Below are 22,251 nucleotides of genomic sequence, written 5' to 3'. Positions count from 1 at the left end.
TCATGAGACTTAGCAAAACTCTTTGTATGGCACTTTTGGCGGGTTCTACCCTACTTGCACCTAATGCTTTAATGGCCATGGGTGGTCCTAGTGGAGCGAAAATAGATTGGCAAATTCAAGGACAAATAGGTGCGATTAAAATGAATCCTTATGGATTGTCTCCTTTGACCGCTATTATTATGGATAATGGTTATGTCTTAAGTGATATAAAAGTAACCATTGTTCCTAAACCAAATGGTCAAACTATTTCTTATAATGTGAATTCTAAAATGGCTAAGACTTATGGTGGAATTCCTATTTTTGGACTTTATCCTTCTTATTTAAATACAGTAAAGGTAAGTTATACTAAAACTGCAAATGGTAAAAGTCAAAAAGTCATTGATGAGATTTATAAAATTACAACTCCAGGGGTTAGCATAGAACCAAGTGGAAGTACTGATCAAAGAGGAACTCCTTTTGAAAATGTGAAAGTATTAAAAATGGATCCAAAATTTTCAGATAGGCTATATTTAGTAAATAATGCTCCTGGAAAACAATCTGGCAAAGGCTCACAATCTGTATGGAATAATCCTGTAGGTGGTGCTATGGAATGGGATGAAAATTCAAATGTCTTTATCATAGATACTAAGGGTGAAATCAGATGGTATTTTGATAACGATAAACTAATGAACTGGGATAATATTTACAATCGTGGAATTATGATGGGTTTTCATCAAAACAAAGATGGAGCTTTAACTTGGGGATTTGGTCAAAGATATGTAAAATACGATATCTTAGGAAGAGAAATTTTCAATCGCAAATTACCTGCTACCTATATAGATTTTTCTCATGCTATGGACAATATGCAAAATGGGCATTATTTATTAAGAGTAGCTTCAGCAAATACTTTGCGTCCAGATGGTAAGCATGTACGCACAGTGCGTGATACTATTATAGAAGTAGATGAGAATGGTAATGTTGTTGATGATTGGAGATTGTATGAGATTTTAGATCCTTATAGAAGTACTATTATCAAAGCTTTAGATCAAGGTGCAGTGTGTTTAAATATAGATGCAAGCAAAGCGGGTAAAACTTTAAGCGATGAAGAACTTGCCAAAATGGATGAAAGCGACAAATTTGGAGATATAGCAGGTACAGGTATAGGTAGGAATTGGGCTCATGTAAATAGCGTTGATTATGATCCAAGTGATGATAGTATTATTATTTCTAGTCGCCATCAAAGTGCTGTTGTTAAAATTGGTCGTGATAAAAAAAATAAAATGGATTTTAGGGGCACATAAAGGGTGGAATAAAGAATTTCAAAAATATTTATTGCAACCTGTAGATAAAAATGGCAAAAAAATTGTTTGTGATGATGATTATAGCAAATGCCCAGGTTATGAAAATGACAATGGTGGATTTGATTTCACTTGGACGCAACATACAGGCTGGAGAATTGATAGTAAATCAAACAAGCGTTATATTTATATAAGTGTTTTTGATAATGGTGATGCAAGAGGAGCTGAACAACCTGCGTTTGCAAGTCAAAAATATTCTCGTGCTGTAATTTATAAAATCGATCAGCAAAATAAAACTGTGGAACAAATTTGGGAATATGGTAAAAATCGTGGAAATGAATGGTTTTCTCCTGTAACTTCTCTAACTCAATATGAACCAGATAAAGATTCTATTATGGTTTATAGCGCAACAGCTGGAATGGCTTTTGATCTTAGCAAAGGTGTAAGTCTTGGAGAGCCAAAACCTGAAATTGATGAATTTAACTGGGGTGCTAAGGAGCCTTCGGTTCAAATTCAATTTAGCGGTTCAGGCACGGGTTATCAAGCAATGCCTTTTAGCGTTGATCAAGCATTCAATCCTAAAAAATAAAACAATAAGCCCAAAAATAAATTTGGGCTTATTTATTTTTTTTAAATAAAATTATCTCTGAAAATTTTATTTAATCAAGGATATAGTATGCGTAATTTTTTTTGCAAATTTGTTTTAGCGCTTGTATTTTGCTCAAGTTTTGCGTTAGCAAATAATAGTTTTATTACTCTTAATCCAAATTTACCCAACTCCGAAAATAGTGTAATAGAAGCATTTTCTTATAAATGTATACATTGTTATAATCATCATAAATTTGGAACCCTTGAAAAACTAAGAGAAGCTTTTCCAAATTTGCATTTTAAACTCTATCCTGTAAGTTTAATGAATGGAGATTTTTCCAAAGAAATGAATGATCTTTTTGCCTTTGCTCAATACAAAGATGAGCAAAATGGTAAAGACGCGAGTTATTCTGATAGTTTATCTCATAAACTTGCTGATGTTTATTTTGTTTCTTATTTTTTAAACAAGCAAAGAAATTTTTCGAATTTAGATGAATTTTACGACATAGGTTTAAAGGCTATGAATGTAAATAAAAATGAAGTATTAAATTTTTTAAATACCCCAAAAGCTAAAGAAATTTTAAGCGAGTTTCAAAGAGCTAATGATATAGCTAAAACCTATGGCACCCCTGCTTTTGTTGTTAATGGAAAATATCAAATTAACCCAAGTGCAATCAATTCGATGCAAGATTTAGAAGATCTAGTTAAAAAATTAAGCAATATGAAATAATAAATTTTTTAAGGCAATAAAAATTGCCTTAAAATTATTTTTTGATCATATTTGTATAAGGTCCATAGCGATGTTGGGTTGTAGAAAAGCTATCATCATAAGGTCCTACATCCATATCTAAAGGTTTAACCTTTCTATCTGGAAAGTCTTTATCTCTATTTGCTTTAATAGGGCGAGCTTGTGAATTCATGTAAGCTGCTACATCATAAGCATCTTCAAGACTTAAGTCAGGCGCACCTTGAGGCATATTTTCTTTAATATAAGAAGCAGCTTTGATAAGACGATACATTCCAGCTCCTGTATTATAACTATCATTGCCCCAAAGTGGTGGATAAAGATAATACGCCCCTGCACTATCCTCATTTTTAAGCCCTAATCCATTTTCTTGATGACAAACGGCACATTTATCCATATAAATTGCCTTACCTTTTTTAAGATCAGCTGCTCTCGAGATGAAATCTATCTTCTTAAGCCCCTGCCCTTCTATCTTAGCTCCTACTGGAACTCCTTGAGATAACCATTGCATATAAGTTAGCATGGCTTTCATTTCAGGCGCATCACTAGGCATTCTTTTGCCATTCATAGAGCGTTCAAAACAGCCATTGATCCTATCTGCTAAGGTAATTACTTTATCTCCTCTGGCATTATATTGTGGAAATCTTGCCCAAATTCCTACAAAACCTGATTGATTTTGTACACTTCCACCATTAGCATGGCAACTTGAACAAGAAAGATTATTTCCCGCAAATCTTTTTTTAGGATCTTTGGCCTGTGGACCTACATATTTACTTGTTTCATTAAGAATTTTATTTCCCAAAATAACCATTTTGCTATATTCTGAATTTTTTGGCATTTTAGTTTCATCTATAGTACCATCTTCATTTAAAGCCTTAGGTAAATTCCATTTGGCAGTAGGTAGATCAATACCTGTTGCACTCTTAGTTTTTTCCAAATTTGGATCTAAGGCTAAAGCACAACTTCCACATAACAACAAAGTTAAAACTATAGAAAATTTATTCATCGTTTTTCCTCCTTAAATTTGTCTAATTCGAATTCAGTATATAACTTTGCTTCAAAAAAGTCAATAAAAGTTAATAATATTTCAATAAAAAACTTCAAATTCTTAAAACAATATTTATTTGCCTTATAATTAAAACTTTAAAATAAAAATAAAGTTTTTTTTGATAAAATTGAAGCTTGCAATATTTTTAAAGGTTGGTTTAATGAAAAATTTAAGCATTCAAGAAAAAAAAGACTTAGATAACTGCGTTTTTCAAAATCTTGGAAGGCAAGATACTTTTACTTTAAGTGTGATTTTTAAAAATTTTTATTTAAAAATTAAAGCATTTATTTATTCTAAATAATACCACTTAAAATCTTTTTTTGTGTAAGAAAGATCTTTAAAAGAAGGCGATTGGATAAATAGTTTGCACTCTTTATCCAAATTTTCTATTCCGTATATTTTCATAGCCATTCTTGAGTCATGTCTTGTAAGTTCTATTCCAACGCAAGCTTGATTGTTGATTTTATAAAGCAAAGTACCGCCATCTTTTTCATCTATATTTAAAACATCCAAATTCTTATCTTTACTCATATCTTTTACATCTTTACTAAAAGAATATCGGAGTTTATAATATATCATAATATCCTGCATGGTATTTTTCAAATTTTGTAAATTTTCATTAATCAAGTATCCATTATTTTTATAAAGTTTTAAAAAATCTTCATTAAGAAATTTTTGAAAACTTTTATCTTTAGATAATTTTTGACAAGAGTTATAGCTATTTAAAATTCTAACTTGACCAGCTTCTATTAAAAGCTCAAGGCAATCTTTATTTTCTTGTGAAAATTGTACTAATTTAACTTCTTGAATCTTAAAATCTTTGTTCGGTTTTTTTTCATAAGCAAAATCATTTAATTTTTCGTAAATATTAGCAAAACTTAAAGAATATAAACTAAAAAAAAATAAAATACACTTTTTCATTGAAAAAAATCTTTGTATTTATTTTTTAGAAATTCCACGACTTCTAAAATTTCATCAACCCCTTCTTTGTTCGAATTTTCGAGCACATTATCTATATTATCGATATAAGCTTCTATTGCATTTTCTAATTTTTCTCTTTTAACTCCAGCGTATAAAAGCATAGCTTCTAAAACTATGCTAAGCTCATATTGTAAATCTTCTAGTTCATTTTTTAAGGTTTTATTATTGTTTTGATTCATTGTTTTCCTTTTTAAGTTCTTTGCTTTTAATTAAATCAATAATTTGAGCCTTAATATGATTATAATTTGCTCCATCTTTAAATGTCGCAAAAAGTCCACCGCTAGCATTTTTATGTCCACCACCACCTACTAAATTTTTAGCCATTAAACTTACATCTATTTTTCCATTTGCACGAAAACTTAAGGTTTTTCTAGAACTAACATCAATAAAAAAGTCATAATCAGGATTTTTTACTAAAAAATCATTTCCAATAACAGAAGTATTGCCTATATTTGAAGTTAAGATGCCTTTATGGCCTTCATATTCTATACTGAAATTTTCTTTTAGCTCACTTAGTTTTTCAACTACAAAATAAGAAATTAAATTAGAAAGAGTATCATCATTTTTTCTGGCAAAATAATCCTTTTTTATAAAATGAGTAGCATTATCGAGTAAAATATTCGCATTTTCTTTTCCTATAAATTTCCAAGCCTTATCAAGCAAGAAAAACATATAATCAATTTGCGATTCTTTAAACATTACGCGATTTATTTCTTTTGCATTGGCAATCAAGCCTAAAAAAACCTTTCCAAGTTCAAAATTTTCATCCTCGCTTAGCCAAATATCAACAGCATTAACTACATCAACAAATTTTGAAAGTTTTAAAACTGGGGTGCAGATTTTAGAGAAAAAATCATAAACGATTTTAGTTGCACATCTTTTAGAATCAAGTAAATACCAAGAATATTTTTGAGCGCATTCTTCACCACTCTGATGATGATCAAGAAGAAAAATTTTAATATTTTTCTCTTTACAAATTTTTTCAAATTCTTCGCATTGATTTAAATTTAAATTTAAATCTGTTATTAGAATAATAGCTTTTCCGAAATTTTCATCTTTTTCTATATCGCCTATAATAGAGTTAAAATTTTCATTAATTTCTTTACCATAATTAGAATTATAAAATTTCACATTTTTAAAATAAAAATTTACTACAAATTGACAAGCATAACCATCAAGATCTGTGTGCGAAAGATGATAAATTTTCATTATATTCCTTAAAGTTCTATCCTAATAATACCCTCGGTATTAAAATTTGTATTTTCTGCAATTTCTGCAAAACTTAACACTACTATATTAATGCTAAAATTATAACAAATATCAGCAATGAATTTTCTAAGTTGCGGTTCAACGCAAAGTATAAAAGGCTTGATACGACCATTTGCTACCGCGGCAACTTCAGCCCTTAGAGTATCTACTAAAGTGCCTGTTTGAGCTACACTTAAAGGCAAGTGATAACTTCCATCTCTAAATTGTACATTTTCCATTAAAACTGCAGAGCTAGCAGAGTCTAAGATAAAAATATCCAAATTTCCTTTATCATCTAAATACATATTTGTAATCATCCTAGCTAAAGACGCCCTTACATGTTCAATAATCATATCAAAACTCTTGCTTACTTCTGCTATATCGCTTACAGATTCTAAAATAGTAAGCATATCTTTAATTGGTATGTGATGCTTAAGCAAGTCTTTGAGAATTTTTTGAATAAGACTTACAGGTGCAACACCTAAAGCACCTTCTACAATGATTGGATAATCATTTTTAACCTTATCAAGAAGATTTTGCACCTCTTGGCGTGTAAGAAGTTCGCTTGCGTGTGCTTTGATAAGTTCGCTCATATGTGTTGAAATAACACTTGCAGGATCTATTACTATATAGCCATTTAATGTTGCTTCATCTTTTAAATTCGCATCAATCCAAAGTGCATCAGAGTTAAAAGCAGGTTCTTTTGTAGCAATCCCTTCTATCTCTTCTGTGATAAAACCACTATCCATGGCTAAATATTTATCCGGATAAATTTCAGCACTTGCTATAGACACGCCCTTGAGTTTAAAACTATACTCATTTGGTTTAAGTCTTAAATTATCTCTTATTCTTATTTTTGGCATTAAAAATCCTAAACTTTCAGCAATACTTCTTCTCATTGAGCGAATTCTTTCTGTAAGTTCGTTTTCAGCAAGCTTAATAAGTCCGTATCCAAGTTCAAGTTCTAAAATTTCAACTTTGAGTATGTCGTTAATCTTGTACTCTTCTTCTTTGAGAATTTCCTCTTCGCTTTTCTTAGCAGGTGCTGCCGTTGTCCCACCTGCTCCACTTTGAGATGCAGCTGCGGCACTTGGTTTGCTTTTTTTAACTGTGGTTATATCAATTTTACCTTCCTTAACCTGCTTGGTAAGATAGCCAAGACTTAAAAAAACTAAAGCCATAAAGCCCAAGGATAAAGTTGGCAAACCAGGTACTAACGCAAAGATAAAAAGTACAAAACCTACTATTAAAAGTGTGCGATATTCACTTAAAAGTTGAGTTAAAGTTCCTTCTGCAAAATTTTCCTCATCTTTGCTTGCACGAGTGATAATTATAGCGGTTGCAGTAGAAGTAATAAGCCCTGGAATTTGCGATACAAGTCCATCGCCTATGGTTAAAATAGTATAAGTAGATGCAGCATCGCTTAAAGCCATATCGTGCTGAAAAGATCCTATTAAAAAACCACCTATGATATTTATAATAGTTATGATAATTCCTGCAACAGCATCTCCTTTGATAAATTTAGAAGAACCATCCATTGCACCATAGAAGTTTGCTTCAGCAATAACTTCTTGACGTCTTGCTCTAGCGGTTTGTTCATCGATAAGTCCTGCATTTAAATCCGCGTCAATAGCCATTTGTTTACCCGGCATTGCATCAAGTGTAAATCTTGCTTGTACTTCAGAAACCCTTGTACTACCTTTTGTTACAACCATGAAATTAATCAATACTAAGATACAAAATACAATCACACCAATGACCATATTTCCACCAACAACAAATTCTCCAAATGCTGCTATAATCTCACTCACAGCTTCAGGGCCGTTTTGCCCTTCGCTTAAAATCATCCTTGTAGTAGCTATATTTAAAGAAAGTCTAAATAAAGTAATAATCAAGATTAAAGTTGGAAAAGTTGTTAAATCTGTCGGTTTAGGTATATAAATAGAAATTAAAATAATTAATACCGATAAAGCTATACTTAAAGCTAAGAAAAAGTCCAAAATAGGACTTGGTAAAGGAACTATAATAATAGCTAAAATGCAAACTAAAAAACCAACAATAGTTAAGCTTTTAGCTTTTAAAACAGGAGCAATTAAAGGCCCCAAAAAAGGAAAAACTAAATCGACTATTTTATTTTTTGCCATTATTTTTCATAATATCTTCTAAAGTAATAGAATCTAAAAATTCATCTACTTTATTTTGTAAATTTACTAACATAGGCATTAAGGTGCAATTTTTTTCTTTATTATTTGGACAAGTACCACCGCTGCATTCAAATACACTGATATCCTTTTTTTCAGCACTATTAACAATTTCTTTTATAGTATATTGATTTGGTTCTTTGATTAATGCAAAACCACCTTTTGCCCCTTTAAAGGATTTTAACAAGCCATCTTTAGCTAAAGTTTGTAAAATTTTAGCTAAAAAACTTTTGGGAATATCAAGCTCTAAAGCTAAAGAATCTACATCTTGAGGTGCTTCTTTTTGAGAAATATAAATTAAAGAAAGTAAAGCGTATTCGCTAGCTTTGGTAAATAGCACAAATTCTCCTTATTATAACTACAGAAATAGCTGTAATTATAATAAATAATTCTTAGAAAAAGACTTAAATTTTGACAAAACCTTCTAAAAAGGATAAATTCAGTTTATTTTTTGCTTTTTAAGATAAAATTACAGTTCTTTAATTTTATTATTTTACCAATCAGGAGGTCTATCATGGCTTTGGATTCGGCCAAAAAAGCAGAAATAGTTGCGAAATTCGCTAAAAAACCAGGTGATACTGGTTCAACAGAAGTTCAAGTAGCTCTTTTAACTGCAAGAATTGCAGAACTTACAGAACATTTAAAAATCTACAAAAAAGACTTTTCATCAAGACTAGGACTTCTAAAACTTGTAGGTCAAAGAAAAAGACTTTTATCTTATCTTAAAAGAAAAGATTATAATTCTTATAGTAAGTTAATTACTGAATTAAATCTTAGAGATAAATAATTTTTAAGCCCTTTTTACGGGGCTTTTTCTTTTTAAATTTCTTCTTTTGTAATCAGTTTTATATATCAAAAATACAAGAAAAATCTTACAAGATTTCCCTTTGTCCTTTGGCATCAGGTTCGCTTAAAATCCCGTTTTGCGTAAGTTGTTCAATAATATTTGCAGAGCGGTTATAGCCGATTTTTAAACGGCGTTGCAAATAAGAAATGCTTGTTTTTCCATCTTCTAAGATCACTCTTTTGGCTTCTTCATAAAGCTCATCTACTTCCCCATCAAAGCTTTCATTTGTTGTAACACCCACGCTTTGCTGATCTTTTAAAAAGCTTTCATCATATTCTACGCTTTGTTGATCCTTTAGAAAATCCACGATTTTTTCTATTTCAAATTCGCTTGCAAAAGGCGCATGCAAACGCACTATAGAGCTTGTTCCAGGAGGAGTAAATAAACAATCCCCTCTTCCAAGTAAACTCTCAGCACCCATAGCATCTAAAATAACTTTAGAGTCAACTTTTTGCCCTACTTTATAAGAAATTCTACTTGGCAAATTCGCTTTGATCAGCCCTGTTACAACATCAACAGAAGGTCGTTGTGTAGCTACAATCAAGTGAATTCCACTTGCTCTTGCCATTTGTGCAAGTCTTCCTATATAAAATTCTACATCTTTACCCGCAGTCATCATCAAATCGGCAAGTTCATCAATAATTACTACAATAAAAGGGAGCTCTTCGCTACCTAATTCTTTCATTTTTTCATTGTAATTTTCTATATTTTTGGTTTTTGCATCTGCCATTAAACGATAGCGTCTTTCCATTTCAGCCACCATATTTGAAAGCGCATTGACCGCTTTTTTTGGATCTGTGATAACAGGAGTTAAAAGATGAGGAATATCATTATAAATGCTAAATTCAAGCATCTTAGGATCTATCATCATCAAACGCAAGGTTTTAGGAGAGTTACGATATAAAAGACTTAAAAGCATAGAATTTATCCCCACACTTTTACCGCTACCTGTAGTTCCTGCGATGAGTAAATGCGGAAGTTTTTTAAGATCGGTTACAAAAGCATTGCCTACTATATCTTTGCCCAAAGCTATAGTTAAAGGACTTTTAGCATTTTTAAAAACTTCGCTTTGTAAAATTTCTCTTAGATAAATAGTTTGAATTTCATCATTTGGGACTTCTATGCCTACAACATCTTTTCCTGGTATTGGAGCTTGAATACGGATTGATTTTGCCATTAAAGCCATAGTTAAATCATCTTGTAAATTTAAAATACGACTTACTTTTACATCTGCGCTAGGACGAAATTCAAAAGTAGTTACAACAGGACCAACATAAGTGCTTATAACATCGCCACCTATTTTAAAACGACGCAACTTTTCAAGAAGATTATAAATTTTTTTATCTATTTCACTTTCATTGATTTCTTGTCTATGCTCTTTTGGATTAGCTAAAAAATCTAATGGTGGCAAGGTGAAATCTTTTGGTTTTTCTATCTCACCCTGCTCTATTTCACGCAATAAAGCTTGGTTAATAGCAATTTCTTTGGCTAAAACTGCTTTTTGAAGTTTAATTTCTTGATCATTTGTTTTTTCATTATCGATTTTAATTTCTGTATTTTGGATAAAATCGAGTGTATTTTTTTCTTCTATAACTATTTCATTTATATTTTTTATAGGAGTAGGTTCTATATAAGGATGATTTAACTCTTCTACAATAGGAGTAAATTCGAAGATATTGTCTGCTTTATCTGGATTTTTATTTTCATTTATTTTGTTTGATTCTTCTGTTTCTGTTTTGATTGTCTTTGAGTTATTAAAACTGTATTTATTCCCTTCTATAATATCGCTTGAATTTATCGCATCATATTCTTCTAATTTTTTAATTTCTTGTTTTACTTTATTTTCTAAAATTTCATTTTGATAGGCTTTGTATTCTTGTTCTAGTTTTTCTTTTTTTATCAAATTCTCTCTAAGTTCAAGCTCTTTTGTGAAAATTTTTGGTTTAACTTCCTGTTTAGAAACTGGAATTTCAATATTTTTACGCTTATAACTTGGCTCATCTAAATTTTTATTTGTATCTATTTGCTTTATATCTTCAAGTTTTTTAGGTTTTAAAAAACGTTCAGGAATCATATCTACCCCTTCTTCTGAAATAAAATTAAAATCTTCATCAAGGCTAATGCTCATTTTGCTAGCCTTTTGTGCGAAATTTCGCACTTGTTGAGAATGCTCATAAACAAAACTTCTTGATTCTTTTAAGCTTTGTGTATCAATCTCTATGGTTTCATCTAAAATTTGATTTTTTAGTTTTTCAAAGTTTTCCTTAGCTGTGGTAATTGAATTTTTACTTGCATTGATATTGCAATCTTTGATTATCTGTTCTAAGTTATTGGTTTTTTCTTTTTTATTTATTTGCAAATTCTCATAAATACTATCTTGCAAAATATTTAATTTTGGAGCCATAGGTTCTGATTTACCTACATCTTCTTTCTCATTTTCTCCGCCAAATACACGCATAAGTAAAGATTTAAAAGCTTGCTCTACTTTTAATAAAAAAGTAAAATCTAATTCTATTTTTAAAATTTCTTTTGCAAATTTCGGAAACAATAAGATCAAAGAAAATAGCAAAAGTAAAAGAGCAAAAATTCCACTCCCTGTATGTCCTAAGATTATAGAAAAAAATCCATATACAATTTCTAAAATATACCCAAACTCTCTATAAAAGACAGAAAATAAAAGCAAAGTAGAAAAAAAGGCCAAAGAAAAACCAAAAAGCTCTCTACGCTTAAAATTTTCTATTTTATAATTTTTTCTATAGTAAAGATAATTTAACACAAGTAAAAAAAATGGATAATAATACCCAAATTCTCCAAATAAAAATAAATTAGCCTTGTAAACCCATTCTCCCATGCTAGGTGCTAGCATACAAAGACAAATATAAAAAATAACAAGTGTAGAGCTGGTAAAAATGGCTTCTTTTTTAATATTCTTTCCTTAAAAATAAAATCAAAGCCAAATTATACCATAAATTTTTACATATAATTTAATAAGCTAAGTTGAGAAATTGTTGTACTAGCCTTAAGAGAAGCTTGATATGCAAGTTGAACTTGCATTAAATTCATCATAGCTTCACCATAATCTACATCAATAACATTTGACTTAATGCTTTGCACATTTACGCTTAAGAAATTTACTCGAGTATTGACACCATCTATAGTATTATGATAAGCTCCCATGGTTGTATTAAGCTTGCTGATATGATCTGCTAAATGATCGAGTCTTTCTAAAGCTCCTTGCATTCCGGTATTTCTTGGATCGGCCGAATTTCCATCGGCTCTCATATTACCACTTAAAACCGCATCTATCATAGTATCTAAATCTTTTATAAGATCAACATTTGGTTCATCTATAACTAAAGCATTATTGGCACTAAAACTAAAATTTGGACCATTCTCTACTTGCGCAGTTGTAGTATAAGGTGGTTGCGGAAAATGTCCACTTTGAGAATCACTTAAAGAAATTCCTATGTTGGTTCCTGAGGATAGCTTATCGGTAACGCTAATGCGACCTTTATAATCCATGCTTACATCAACAGTAGCTTGAGAATCTTTCATGAGTTGTTGTAAACTATTATAACCATTTGCATCAACTTTTCCATTTGTAGCTGTTATGCTTTGGGTTGGAATTTTATCTGCGGCAAACATACCTATAATATCATTGATTTGACCATAAGTAATATCATTTGATCCTGTAACAACTCCACTATTTCCAGTTGCAGGATCAGTATGGGTTATAGGAAAACTTATGGTTTGACCTGGAATATTAGGATCAGGATAGCTTACAGTTGAAGTTTGTAAATTTATAGTAACATCGTAAGAATTTCCACCTTTGGAATTGACTTTTAAATTTAAAGTAGTACCATTTAGACTATTTCCTGCCATTACCTCGCTAAGTTTGGTTGAATCAGTTGCATAAGCATTACTTCCTTTAATAACTTGAGAAACATTACCATAAACAGTATTTCCATCTTTTTCAAAATAAACATTATCATAATCTGCACCATTGGCTTTGTTGCCAGCTGAATCAGTCATATTGCTTTTAATAAAATCAGTTTGAGCTAAACTAAAGGTAAACTCTTGCTCTTTTCCATCTTTTCCTGTTAATTTAATAGTAACTGGACTAGTTGGATTGGTAATATCACCATTTTTCATAGCCTCTTGCATAACAGCATTGGTAACATTATCCATGTTAAGATCATTATCCTTAACAAATTTTTCCATTGCTTTGAAACTTTCTGTTTTGTCCATTTGTGGAGTATAGGCTACGGCATGAAAGTCTAATTTATTATTGCCTTGTTTTAAATCTGTGATTTGAATTTGACCACTATTATTGATGCTTACTTCTACAACTTTATTATTAGCAGTGTTGCCATAAAGTGCACCAATTTGCTCTAATACATCTTCTATTTTATCATCTGGTTTTACTAAAACTGCACTTTTAAAGCTTGTTCCATCTGGTTTTGTTCCTTGAACATAGAGTGTTGAAGGTGGAAAATTAAGTTTTCGGTCTTTATCTTCAAAATCTATATCCGGATCTAATTTTCCATCTTTTACATAATTTTGCCCGATAAGCTGCTTCCAAGCAGAATCCCCGTTTAAATATTCTTGTTTATCTTTATCTGTATAACGATTATCTGTAAAACTGATATTAGTAGTAATTTGTTTTTTATAGTCTCCATCTGCTTTGAAAAATAAATCCCATCCAGGTATATTATAAGGACTTTCAGTTCCAGCTCCAGTTACTACATTGATATTATTTTTATCTCCATAATAATTACCATTGGAATCAAAAGGTTTATTTGCAACTTGTGAGCCTGCAAAAAGATACTGACCATTAACGCTAGTATTTGCAAGCTGAACTATACTCTCTTTTATGCGTTCTAATTCTTTTGCTATAGCCTCCCTTGAAGTTTGAGAGTTCCCATCACTTGCAGCTTGAGTTACTTTAACTTTAAAATCTTCAAGAAGTTTTACCATATCTTGCAAAGCTTTCATGCTGTTTTGAGTCATTTCTTTTGCACTGTTTGTTGCTTGTTTTACTTGTTCTAATGTTTTAATTTCATATTCAAGACGCGTATTATCTATATAAATGCTTGCATCTTCATATGAATTTTGTATTTTTAAACCTGAAGCAAGTTGTTGAGATATCTGATATAAAGCACTTTGACCACCCATAGAATTATTCACACTATTTGTGAAATTAAGTTTATTTGTAATTCTCATTTTTTTCCTCTAAAGTATTAAAGTTAAAATCTTTTCAAACATTGCTAATAAACAAAAGCAATAACTGTTCCAAAAATTTAAATTACATAATTTTATATAATCTTTTTGAAAATACTTTTTATTTTTAAAGTATTTTTTAGTCTAAAAAAGTATAATTTCAACTTTAAATCTTAAAAATGAGCCCGAGTGGTGAAACTGGTAGACGCGCCAGACTCAAAATCTGGTAAGGGCAACCTTGTGTCGGTTCGAGTCCGACCTCGGGCACCACTTATTTTTTGCGGGAATAGCTCAGGGGTAGAGCACAACCTTGCCAAGGTTGGGGTCGCGAGTTCGAATCTCGTTTCCCGCTCCATAGAGTAAAAAAATATAAAATCTTTATTAATTATAAATTCTCACTTTTCTCTAATACTAAAAAATACTCATTTTCTAGAATTTCAAGTTCTTTTTGCATTACTTCAAGCTCTTGATAAAGCTTGTTAATACCTATTTCTTGATATACATTTGGATCGGATAAATCTTGATTTAATTTAGCTATCTTTTGCTCTAAAAAATCTATTTTTTCAGGATGGTTTTTTAATATCTCATTTTCTTTGTAGCTTAATTTTTTAGAGCTTTTTTCTTTTTGGTTATTATTTTGCTCTTGGGTTTGAAGCTCTAAAGCAAAATTATCCAATTCTTCAATTTCTTTTTCATTTTCAAGATATTCAGTATAAAGAGTGTGTAAAATATTTATATATCCATTTCCCTCAAAAGCATAAAGTTTTGTTGCGATTTTATCAACAAAATATCTATCGTGTGATACTAGCAAAATAGCCCCTTCAAAACTAAGTAAGTATTCTTCTAGTATATTAATCGTAGCTATATCAAGATCATTAGTTGGCTCATCTAAAATCAAAACATCATATTCTTTAGTAAAAAGCAAGGCTAAAGCAACGCGATTTTTCTCTCCACCACTTAAAAGAGCCACACTTTTATCTAAAAATTCCTTAGGAAATAAAAAATTTTTCAAATATCCATAAACATGCATATTTTTACCACGAACTTCAACCCTATCTCCACCATTGGGACAAAAAATTTCAAGCAAGCTTTTATCAGAATTTACCAAGCTTCTAGCTTGATCAAAATATCCTATCTTAAGCTCTCCGCGTTTTATTTCACCGCTATCTTGTTTTATTTGCCCTAGAAGAATTTTTAACAATGTCGATTTTCCACAACCATTTCTTCCTACGATAGCTATGCGTTCACCTTGTAAAATACGCGTTGAAAAATCTTTAAAAAGATTTTTATTGTTTATATTTTTGCTTATATTTTTAAGCTCAAAAAGCATTTTTTTACGATTGATCGTTTTTCCTCCATTAAAATTTAAGGCCGCTCTTGAAATTTCAAGTTTTAAGCGTTTGATTGCTCCGGGATTTTTTTTCGCTTCTTCACGCATTTTAAAAATGCGTTCTTTTCGTCCTTCATTTCTTTTAAGTCTTGCCTTAACCCCTCTTCTAAGCCATTCTTCTTCGCTTTTTAATTGCTTTAAAAGAGTTTCATGGCTCTTAGCAAGGCTTTGCAAAATTTGTGTTTTTTTCTCTAAATAGTTTGCATATCCGCCTTTAAAAATACTAAGTTTACCCTGCTCCACTTCTATACACTTGTGTGCTATAGCGTTAATAAAATATCTATCATGGGAAATAAAAATCACACACATCTTTGAATTTTTTAGCAATTCTTCTAAAAAGCTTGTCATATATACATCTAAATGATTAGTTGGCTCATCAAGCAATAAAATATCAGGATTTTTTAGTAAAAGTATGCAAAGGCCAACGCGGCGTATTTCTCCACCACTTAAAGTAGATATAATACGATTTTCATACTCAAGCAAACTAAATTCTTTTAAAACGCGTATTATTTTAGATTCTATATTCCAAGCATCTTTACTATCAATCAAAGTCATAAGCGTATCTATTTTTTTAAGATAATCTTTATTGCTAGGATCTTCTTCTAATTTTTTATGCAGTATTTCATATTCTTCTAAGGCATTGTAAATTTCTGCAAGCTCTTGCTTGATGGCTTCTTTTACACTTAAATTTGCGTTAAAATCAACGGTTTGTGAAAGCATGGCTATGCTTTTTCCATTTTGTCTTATTACTCTACCGCTATCTAAAGGAAGTGCGCCTAAAAGCGTTTTTAAAAAAGTAGATTTTCCTTCTCCATTTTTGCCTATAATGGCAATCTTTTCTCCCTCGTTTGCGCTAAAATTTACTTCATTTAAAACTATTTTGTCTCCAAATTTTTTTGAAGCTTCAATTAAATCTATAAGAGCCATTTTTTATCCTTGACTGAGTTTAAAACTAAAACTAGAACCATAGCCTAAAGTGCTAGAAATTTCAAGATAACTTTTATGTATACTTAAAATTTTCTTTACTAAAAAAAGTCCCAAACCAAAAGAATTATCACTTTTTACATCAATTTTATAAAATTTTTTTGTAATCAATTTTATTTTATCTTCTTCTATACCTTTTCCAAAATCTTGCACTATTATCTTTTGATCTCTTGCTGTTAAAATGACTTCTTTTTGACTATATTTTAAAGCATTAGAAAGCAAATTTATAATCACTTGCTCGATTAAAAATTCATCAGCCTTAACTTTCGTGCTTTTACCTTGCAATACAACTCTTTCAAAGCCTGGGTTTTTAGTGATTTTTTCACACAGAGAAAAAAGATCAAATTCTTGCATCTGCAAGGCTTCACTATTAAGATTAAAAACAAAATTAAGCTTATGGGTCAAAGCATTAAGCTTAATGCTTTGACGCGAAATTTTTTCTAGCAATTCCTTTTTTAATTTTTTATCTTCCAATTTCTCATCTTTTAGCATCTCTAAGCTAAGATCAATCACGCTTAATGGATTTTTAAGCTCATGAGAAATAGCAGAAATCACACTAGCAAGCTGAGTATTTTTTAAAGTGATTTTATCGCTTTGTTTTTTATTTTTCTGGGTATTCTTTAGAATTTTATCCTTAGTTTTTAAAAGCTTCTCATTTAGCAAATTAAATTCTTTAAACATTCCTTTTTCTAATATAACAACTTTATGATCCCCTATAGAATCTAAAAAATCCAAAATTTTATTAAAATTTTTCTCTATTCTTCTACCTAGCAACAACATTAAAATAAAAACAAACAGCAAGGACACTCCAAAACCGATTGCCATTTTTGTCCAAAAAAGTTCTAAATCTAAAAAACGAGGATAAACAATAATAATATATTTATATCCTTTGTAAATAAAGCTTTTAGTGAGAATTTTTTTTGAATCGAAATTTAAAATTTTTCCTTCTTTAAGATTAGAAAAAAAATCAGGATTTTTTACAGAACTTATTTTCATATCATTGTTTAGGATAATAAAATCAGCCCTAGTATCTTTAGCAAAATCCTTGATATTAGCATCATTTAAATGTTCTAAGAGAGAAAATTTTAAAACATCATCAAGGCTTTTGATTTTTTGCTCATATTGTTTTATAAGCAAGAAATTAAGATAAGAGTTAGTAAAAGTACAAAAAATAAACCCAAAAATCAAAGCCAATACAACAAAAAAAACTATAAAAATATTTTTAGTTTTTAGCATAATTTATAGCCAACACCTCTAACGCTTATAATATGATCTTTTAGTTTTGGAAATTTATTTCTAAGTCTTGTTAGAGCTATATTGATTGTTTTATCACTTGTAGTATCATCTTTCCAAACGCTTTCGCTTAAAAATTGTCTAGTAAGCAAGGTATTTGGATTTTCAAAAAAATATTTTAAAAGCTCATAGTCAAGATTTGAGATTTCTAATTTTTGATTTTTGTAAAAGAATTCATAATTAGCCAAATCTAAAATAAAATCACCAAAAGATAGTTTTTCTTCTTCTTTTTTATGGCGTTTTAAAATTGCTTTAATGCGAAGCAAAAGCTCATTAAAATCAAAAGGTTTACAAACATAATCATCACAACCACTTTCAAAGCCTTCGAGCAAATCTTGATGCAAAGCCTTGGCTGTAAGAAAAATAACTGCTTCTTTATATCCTTGCTCTCTTAAATCTTGAATTTTTTCTAAAGAATCTCCACTGGGCAAATTTCTATCGACTATTAAAAGATCGATTTGCTCATTATCGAGCAAATCTTCAACTCCAAAAAAATCCACTAAAGATATAACTTCATAACCACTAGATTTTAACTTTAAAACAAGCAGTTCGTTTAAATCTATATCATCTTCTATAATTAAAATTTTAAATTTCAACATATTGGACAAATACACACGCCTCTAATTGTTTTAGTTCATCTAATACTTCTTTCTGAACTTTTTCATCAATCAAAACAACAGCCAAAGCATACCCAAAACCATCTCTACCAAGCCTAAAATCAGCTATATTGATATTTTTAGCTGCCAAAACGGAGCTGATTTTAGCTATAACTCCTGGTATGTCTTTGTTTTTAAAAATAATCATTTTCCCTTTTGGCTTAAAATCAGTTTTAAAGCCATTTAATCCAACTATGCGTTGTTCATTTTCATTAAACACTGTTCCTGAAACACTGATATTTGAATTTTCGGTGATAATTTTAACGCTAAGTTTATTATTATAACCACTATTTGGAAGAGTTTCGCAAGATAATTCAACTCCTTTTTCTTTGGCAACAAATTCTGCATTAACATAATTAATTTTCTCTCCTAAAATTCCACCCAAAGCACCAACAGCTGCAAAGGTTAGCATAGAATTTGCATACTCGCCAATAATTCCTTCAGCCTCTAATTTAATACTTTTTATAGGATTTTTATCAATTTGAACAGCTAAAAAAGCCATTTTAGAAACAAGTTCTATATAAGGAGCTACAAAAGGTGGTAAATCTTCGGTTTTAATTGGCAAATTTAAGGCATTAGGATAAGCCACGCCTCGTGCTGCACTTAGTGCTTGCTCACAAGCTTCTCTTGCGATATTGTCTTGACTTTCTAAAGTATTTGCTCCTAGGTGAGAAGTAACTGAAATATTTTCAAAGTCTAAAAGAGGATGATTAGTCGCAGGTTCTTTATTGAATACATCTATACCAAGCCATGCTATTTTACCACTTTTTAAACCTTCATATAAAGCCTCTTCTGTGTACAATCCTCCGCGAGCACAATTTATTAATCTTATTCCATCTTTCATTTTTGCAATTTCTTGCTTTCCTATCATACCATTGGTTTCTTTGGTTTTTGGTGTGTGAATGGTAATAAAATCACTTTTTTCTAAAATTTCATCCAAATTTTTTGCTTGCTCCATATCTAAATCTGTAATCTTAGAAGCAGAAATATACGGATCGTAGGCTAAAATTTTCATACCAAATGCTTTAGCACGGATAGCTACTCTTGAACCTATATTTCCAAAACCTATAACCCCTAGCGTTTTGTTCATCAATTCAATGCCATACCATTTTTCTCTTTCCCATTTTCTTTCAATTTTTAAAAAATTATGAGCATTGACAAAGCTTCTAGCTGATGTTAAAAGATGTACCATTGTTAGTTCAACTGCGGCAATAGTATTTGCAGTTGGGACATTCATCACAATCACTCCTCTTTTAGAACACTCTGGAATATCAACATTATCTACGCCCACCCCAGCACGCACAAGCGCTTTTAATTTTTTGGCATGATTTAAGAAATTTATATCTACATCTGTAGAACTTCTAGTAATAGCAACTTCAACATCGCTTAGCATTTGCATAAGTTCATCTTTTGGAACTTTTGCAGCTTCTATAAGCTCAATATCTTCAGCTTTTCTTAGAATATCGATACCTTTATCCAAAATAGCATCACATACTATAATCTTTTTTTTCATAACCAAATTTCCTTTACTTCTGTATTTATTTTATATTTTTTTAATTCTTTCATAATATCATCTATAAGTTTTTCATTACCTGTATCCAAAAAGATTTCTGGACTATCACCTGATTTAAGAAGAAAATACTTCACATTAAAAGAATTTAAAGTCTGTCTTAAGCAAAACATAGAATAAATATCATATTTTCCAACTATAAGTTGATAATATTTATTTTTCTCCTTAAGCTCGCTAGTATCCGCATCAAAATATAAGGTAAATTTTTCTGCTGCTGGGGTAAAATCTCGTGTAGGCCATTTTGCTAATTCTTCTTGCCATGAAAGATCTTGATTTTGGGTTTGAATGCTTGGCTGCGTATTTGTATCTTTAGCAAATTGTGGAATGAAATTTACATTAGCTTTAAATTGCCAAAGTAATGTAAAAACAACAGCAAGCAAAATGAGTAATAAAATACTCAAAATGCTTATTGTAAAGTATTTTTTCATTAAGTTAGTTGATCTTTAATGATATCACCTAAGGTTACTTTATCATCATTATTGATTTCATTAAGAACTTCTCTTTCTTTCATTCTAATAAGATTTTTAACACTTAGGCGAATTCTATTTTTCTTTTCATCAATAAAAACTATAGCAGCTTCAATATCGTTGCCAATTTTTAAATTTTCAAGCATAGAAGTGCTTATATCTTCTTTATGAATTAAAGCATCAACATTTTTACTTAGCTCTACAAAAACGCCAAAATCTTTAATATCACGGATAGTGCCTTTTACAATATCGCCGACTTTATGAATTTTGGCATATTCTTGAACTGGAGAGCTACTTAATTCTTTTGCGCTTAATGATATTTTTTGGTTTTCTTCATCTATTTTGATAATTTTTACTTTGATTTTATCCCCTTGAGAGAATTTGTCTTTGCATTTATCATTTCTATCCCAAGAAGCATCTTCATTATGCAACAAACCTTCAATACCGCCAAGTCTAACAAACGCACCAAAAGAAGTTACTGAGGTAATTTCTCCCTCAACCACATCTGCAATTTTGTAAGATTTCATAAATTCATCAAAAGGTCTAGAAAGTAAATTTCTTAAAGAAACTCTTAAGCGTCTTTCATTTGGATTGATTTCAATTACTTCAACATCAATTTCTTGGCCTTTGTTGATATAATCTTTTGGATTTTTAATATTTTTATCCCAAGAAATTTCACTGATATGTAAAAATCCTTCTATATCATTTCCTAAATCCACAAAAGCACCGTAAGGCTCTATATTTGATACTATTACTTTAATGGTATCACCTACATCAAGAGTATCTTTTATCTCACTCCATGGATCAGGTAAAGCCGCTTTTATAGATAAGGATAAATGTTTGCGTTCTTTATCATACTTTATAACTTTAACTGGAACTTTATCGCCCTCTTTATAAAGTGTTCCAGGATTTACAGGTCCTTTGTAAGAAATTTCGCTGTAATGAACAAGGCCATCAACACCTCCTACATCTACAAACATACCATAGGTGGTAATTTTTTTCACAATACCTTCAATTAAATCTTCTTGTTGTGCTACATTATTGATCAATTCTTTGCGTTTTCTTCTCTCCTCATCTAAAGTTTTTTTACGAGAAACAATGATACTTTGCTCATCTTTGTCGATTTTAATAATTTTAACTTTAAACGTTTTGCCTATAATGTTATTTGTTTCTTTGAAGCCATATTGAGATTTTGGCAAGAAAAATTCAACATCATTTTCATCAACAACTATCAATCCGCCTTTATTTTTTTCAACTACTTTTACGGTAAAAATATCATCTTGATTTTCTTGATAGTTTTTAATAAATTCAATAACTTTTTCTTTTCTCAAAGCTTTTTTATGAGAAAGTAAAGATCTGCCACCACGAGAACCCATAACAGCAACTTTAATACTATCGCCTACATTAAATAATAGCTTAGAATTATCATCTTGTATTTCACTAAGAGCTAAAATACCTTCAGATTTTTTGCCTATATCTACATAAACTTCATCATTTTTGATCTCTACAATCACACCCTCTGTTGTAGTCTCTTCTCTTGATTTATCGAAAGCCTCTAAAAGCAGTCCAAAATCTTCTTCCTCAAGATAATCATCTACGCCGCCTTGAACTTTTTTGTTCACCTCGCTCATTATGGTCCTTTAAAATAATTTTTAGAAATTGATTGATTTTACCTTATTTTTCTTTAATTAGTGTTAAGTTTTTTTATTTTTATTAATTTTTTTTAAATTTTTGAC

17 protein-coding genes, 2 tRNA genes and 1 pseudogene are annotated in these 22,251 nt (G+C 30.4%); 6 read left to right on the top strand and 14 right to left on the bottom strand.

Annotated elements, in window-relative coordinates; translation table 11 throughout:
• The first annotated feature begins 2 nt into the window (after positions 1 to 2).
• Together AJ886_RS02265 and AJ886_RS02260 are read left to right on the top strand one after the other, a co-directional pair.
• Positions 3 to 1,866: pseudogene (locus tag AJ886_RS02265) on the top strand (aryl-sulfate sulfotransferase).
• 87 nt (positions 1,867 to 1,953) lie between these two features.
• Positions 1,954 to 2,595, top strand: a complete 642-nt coding sequence (locus AJ886_RS02260) for a thiol:disulfide interchange protein DsbA/DsbL (protein WP_044779244.1) — start codon at positions 1,954 to 1,956, stop codon at positions 2,593 to 2,595.
• 34 nt (positions 2,596 to 2,629) lie between these two features.
• On the opposite strand, the gene AJ886_RS02255 is transcribed toward AJ886_RS02260, so the two are convergent.
• Positions 2,630 to 3,616: a c-type cytochrome gene (locus AJ886_RS02255; RefSeq protein ID WP_070287067.1), complete on the bottom strand. Its 987-nt coding sequence runs from the start codon at positions 3,614 to 3,616 to the stop codon at positions 2,630 to 2,632.
• Positions 3,617 to 3,818: 202 nt separating this feature from the next.
• Here AJ886_RS02255 and AJ886_RS10430 point away from each other — a divergent pair, with 202 nt between their 5' ends.
• Entirely contained in the window at positions 3,819 to 3,959 is a 141-nt protein-coding gene (locus tag AJ886_RS10430) for a hypothetical protein (protein WP_053872213.1), read from the top strand.
• Here AJ886_RS10430 and AJ886_RS02245 read toward each other — a convergent pair.
• From AJ886_RS02245 to AJ886_RS02225, 5 genes are read right to left on the bottom strand one after another with little or no spacing between them, the layout of a single operon-like run.
• The gene (locus tag AJ886_RS02245) at positions 3,947 to 4,579 is read right to left on the bottom strand and encodes a hypothetical protein (protein ID WP_002861507.1); all 633 of its coding nucleotides are present in this window, start codon (positions 4,577 to 4,579) and stop codon (positions 3,947 to 3,949) included. The genes AJ886_RS10430 and AJ886_RS02245 overlap by 13 nt on opposite strands.
• Entirely contained in the window at positions 4,576 to 4,818 is a 243-nt protein-coding gene (locus tag AJ886_RS02240; protein WP_002852415.1) for a hypothetical protein, read from the bottom strand. Before AJ886_RS02240 ends, AJ886_RS02245 begins: the two co-directional genes overlap by 4 nt.
• Positions 4,802 to 5,848, bottom strand: coding sequence for a DHH family phosphoesterase (locus AJ886_RS02235; RefSeq protein WP_002861508.1), 1,047 nt, complete (start codon positions 5,846 to 5,848; stop codon positions 4,802 to 4,804). The genes AJ886_RS02240 and AJ886_RS02235 overlap by 17 nt, the downstream gene beginning before the upstream one ends.
• An 8-nt stretch (positions 5,849 to 5,856) precedes the next feature.
• Positions 5,857 to 8,031: a flagellar biosynthesis protein FlhA gene (gene flhA, locus AJ886_RS02230; RefSeq protein WP_002890378.1), complete on the bottom strand. Its 2,175-nt coding sequence runs from the start codon at positions 8,029 to 8,031 to the stop codon at positions 5,857 to 5,859.
• On the bottom strand, positions 8,018 to 8,428 hold the full coding sequence (locus AJ886_RS02225) for an Rrf2 family transcriptional regulator (RefSeq protein ID WP_044780498.1): 411 nt from the start codon (positions 8,426 to 8,428) through the stop codon (positions 8,018 to 8,020). The genes flhA and AJ886_RS02225 overlap by 14 nt, the downstream gene beginning before the upstream one ends.
• Positions 8,429 to 8,602: 174 nt before the next feature.
• Between AJ886_RS02225 and rpsO the strand changes: the two genes are divergently transcribed.
• Positions 8,603 to 8,875, top strand: a complete 273-nt coding sequence (gene rpsO / locus AJ886_RS02220) for a 30S ribosomal protein S15 (RefSeq protein ID WP_002852579.1) — start codon at positions 8,603 to 8,605, stop codon at positions 8,873 to 8,875.
• An 85-nt stretch (positions 8,876 to 8,960) separates the two neighbouring features.
• Here rpsO and AJ886_RS02215 read toward each other — a convergent pair whose 3' ends face one another.
• Together AJ886_RS02215 and flgL are read right to left on the bottom strand one after the other, a co-directional pair.
• Positions 8,961 to 11,801 carry an FtsK/SpoIIIE family DNA translocase gene (locus tag AJ886_RS02215; RefSeq protein WP_044780499.1) on the bottom strand — a complete coding sequence of 947 codons (2,841 nt, stop codon included), beginning with the start codon at positions 11,799 to 11,801 and terminating at the stop codon, positions 8,961 to 8,963.
• A 107-nt stretch (positions 11,802 to 11,908) separates the two neighbouring features.
• Positions 11,909 to 14,158: a flagellar hook-associated protein FlgL gene (gene flgL / locus AJ886_RS02210; RefSeq protein ID WP_070276256.1), complete on the bottom strand. Its 2,250-nt coding sequence runs from the start codon at positions 14,156 to 14,158 to the stop codon at positions 11,909 to 11,911.
• A gap of 180 nt (positions 14,159 to 14,338) precedes the next feature.
• Between flgL and AJ886_RS02205 the strand changes: the two genes are divergently transcribed.
• Positions 14,339 to 14,425: transfer RNA gene (locus AJ886_RS02205), tRNA-Leu, on the top strand.
• A gap of 10 nt (positions 14,426 to 14,435) precedes the next feature.
• Positions 14,436 to 14,510, top strand: a tRNA-Gly gene (locus tag AJ886_RS02200).
• A 30-nt stretch (positions 14,511 to 14,540) separates the two neighbouring features.
• Here the strand turns inward: AJ886_RS02200 and abc-f are convergent.
• The 6 genes from abc-f to AJ886_RS02170 are packed head-to-tail and all read right to left on the bottom strand — an operon-like array spanning position 14,541 to position 22,146.
• A complete protein-coding gene (gene abc-f, locus AJ886_RS02195; RefSeq protein WP_070276253.1) occupies positions 14,541 to 16,472 on the bottom strand; it encodes a ribosomal protection-like ABC-F family protein in 1,932 nt (643 codons plus the stop codon).
• A gap of 3 nt (positions 16,473 to 16,475) precedes the next feature.
• Positions 16,476 to 17,765, bottom strand: a complete 1,290-nt coding sequence (locus tag AJ886_RS02190; RefSeq protein WP_044779238.1) for a sensor histidine kinase — start codon at positions 17,763 to 17,765, stop codon at positions 16,476 to 16,478.
• Positions 17,759 to 18,421 carry a response regulator transcription factor gene (locus AJ886_RS02185; RefSeq protein ID WP_004305935.1) on the bottom strand — a complete coding sequence of 221 codons (663 nt, stop codon included), beginning with the start codon at positions 18,419 to 18,421 and terminating at the stop codon, positions 17,759 to 17,761. Before AJ886_RS02185 ends, AJ886_RS02190 begins: the two co-directional genes overlap by 7 nt.
• Entirely contained in the window at positions 18,408 to 19,991 is a 1,584-nt protein-coding gene (gene serA / locus AJ886_RS02180) for a phosphoglycerate dehydrogenase (protein ID WP_044780500.1), read from the bottom strand. Before serA ends, AJ886_RS02185 begins: the two co-directional genes overlap by 14 nt.
• Positions 19,988 to 20,476: a hypothetical protein gene (locus tag AJ886_RS02175; RefSeq protein ID WP_070276251.1), complete on the bottom strand. Its 489-nt coding sequence runs from the start codon at positions 20,474 to 20,476 to the stop codon at positions 19,988 to 19,990. The genes serA and AJ886_RS02175 overlap by 4 nt, the downstream gene beginning before the upstream one ends.
• The gene (locus AJ886_RS02170; protein WP_070287066.1) at positions 20,476 to 22,146 is read right to left on the bottom strand and encodes a 30S ribosomal protein S1; all 1,671 of its coding nucleotides are present in this window, start codon (positions 22,144 to 22,146) and stop codon (positions 20,476 to 20,478) included. Before AJ886_RS02170 ends, AJ886_RS02175 begins: the two co-directional genes overlap by 1 nt.
• Positions 22,147 to 22,251: the final 105 nt, after the last annotated feature.

It is taken from the genome of Campylobacter sp. BCW_6465, assembly GCF_001762815.1.
In the GTDB taxonomy this organism is placed as follows: domain Bacteria; phylum Campylobacterota; class Campylobacteria; order Campylobacterales; family Campylobacteraceae; genus Campylobacter_D; species Campylobacter_D jejuni.
The sequence above is the reverse complement of the archived record's forward strand: the minus strand, read 5'-3'. Positions and strand labels throughout refer to the sequence as shown.

Excerpts from the sequence above, each read along its gene's own strand:
- flhA (WP_002890378.1), bottom strand. The coding sequence starts at position 8,031 with ATGGCAAAAAATAAAATAGTCGATTTAGTTTTTCCTTTTTTGGGGCCT.
- serA (WP_044780500.1), bottom strand. The coding sequence starts at position 19,991 with ATGAAAAAAAAGATTATAGTATGTGATGCTATTTTGGATAAAGGTATC.
- AJ886_RS02175 (WP_070276251.1), bottom strand. The coding sequence starts at position 20,476 with ATGAAAAAATACTTTACAATAAGCATTTTGAGTATTTTATTACTCATT.
- flgL (WP_070276256.1), bottom strand. The coding sequence starts at position 14,158 with ATGAGAATTACAAATAAACTTAATTTCACAAATAGTGTGAATAATTCT.
- AJ886_RS10430 (WP_053872213.1), top strand. The coding sequence starts at position 3,819 with ATGAAAAATTTAAGCATTCAAGAAAAAAAAGACTTAGATAACTGCGTT.
- AJ886_RS02255 (WP_070287067.1), bottom strand. The coding sequence starts at position 3,616 with ATGAATAAATTTTCTATAGTTTTAACTTTGTTGTTATGTGGAAGTTGT.
- AJ886_RS02245 (WP_002861507.1), bottom strand. The coding sequence starts at position 4,579 with ATGAAAAAGTGTATTTTATTTTTTTTTAGTTTATATTCTTTAAGTTTT.
- AJ886_RS02170 (WP_070287066.1), bottom strand. The coding sequence starts at position 22,146 with ATGAGCGAGGTGAACAAAAAAGTTCAAGGCGGCGTAGATGATTATCTT.
- AJ886_RS02185 (WP_004305935.1), bottom strand. The coding sequence starts at position 18,421 with ATGTTGAAATTTAAAATTTTAATTATAGAAGATGATATAGATTTAAAC.
- AJ886_RS02240 (WP_002852415.1), bottom strand. The coding sequence starts at position 4,818 with ATGAATCAAAACAATAATAAAACCTTAAAAAATGAACTAGAAGATTTA.
- AJ886_RS02260 (WP_044779244.1), top strand. The coding sequence starts at position 1,954 with ATGCGTAATTTTTTTTGCAAATTTGTTTTAGCGCTTGTATTTTGCTCA.
- AJ886_RS02235 (WP_002861508.1), bottom strand. The coding sequence starts at position 5,848 with ATGAAAATTTATCATCTTTCGCACACAGATCTTGATGGTTATGCTTGT.
- rpsO (WP_002852579.1), top strand. The coding sequence starts at position 8,603 with ATGGCTTTGGATTCGGCCAAAAAAGCAGAAATAGTTGCGAAATTCGCT.
- AJ886_RS02190 (WP_044779238.1), bottom strand. The coding sequence starts at position 17,765 with ATGCTAAAAACTAAAAATATTTTTATAGTTTTTTTTGTTGTATTGGCT.
- abc-f (WP_070276253.1), bottom strand. The coding sequence starts at position 16,472 with ATGGCTCTTATAGATTTAATTGAAGCTTCAAAAAAATTTGGAGACAAA.
- AJ886_RS02215 (WP_044780499.1), bottom strand. The coding sequence starts at position 11,801 with ATGCTAGCACCTAGCATGGGAGAATGGGTTTACAAGGCTAATTTATTT.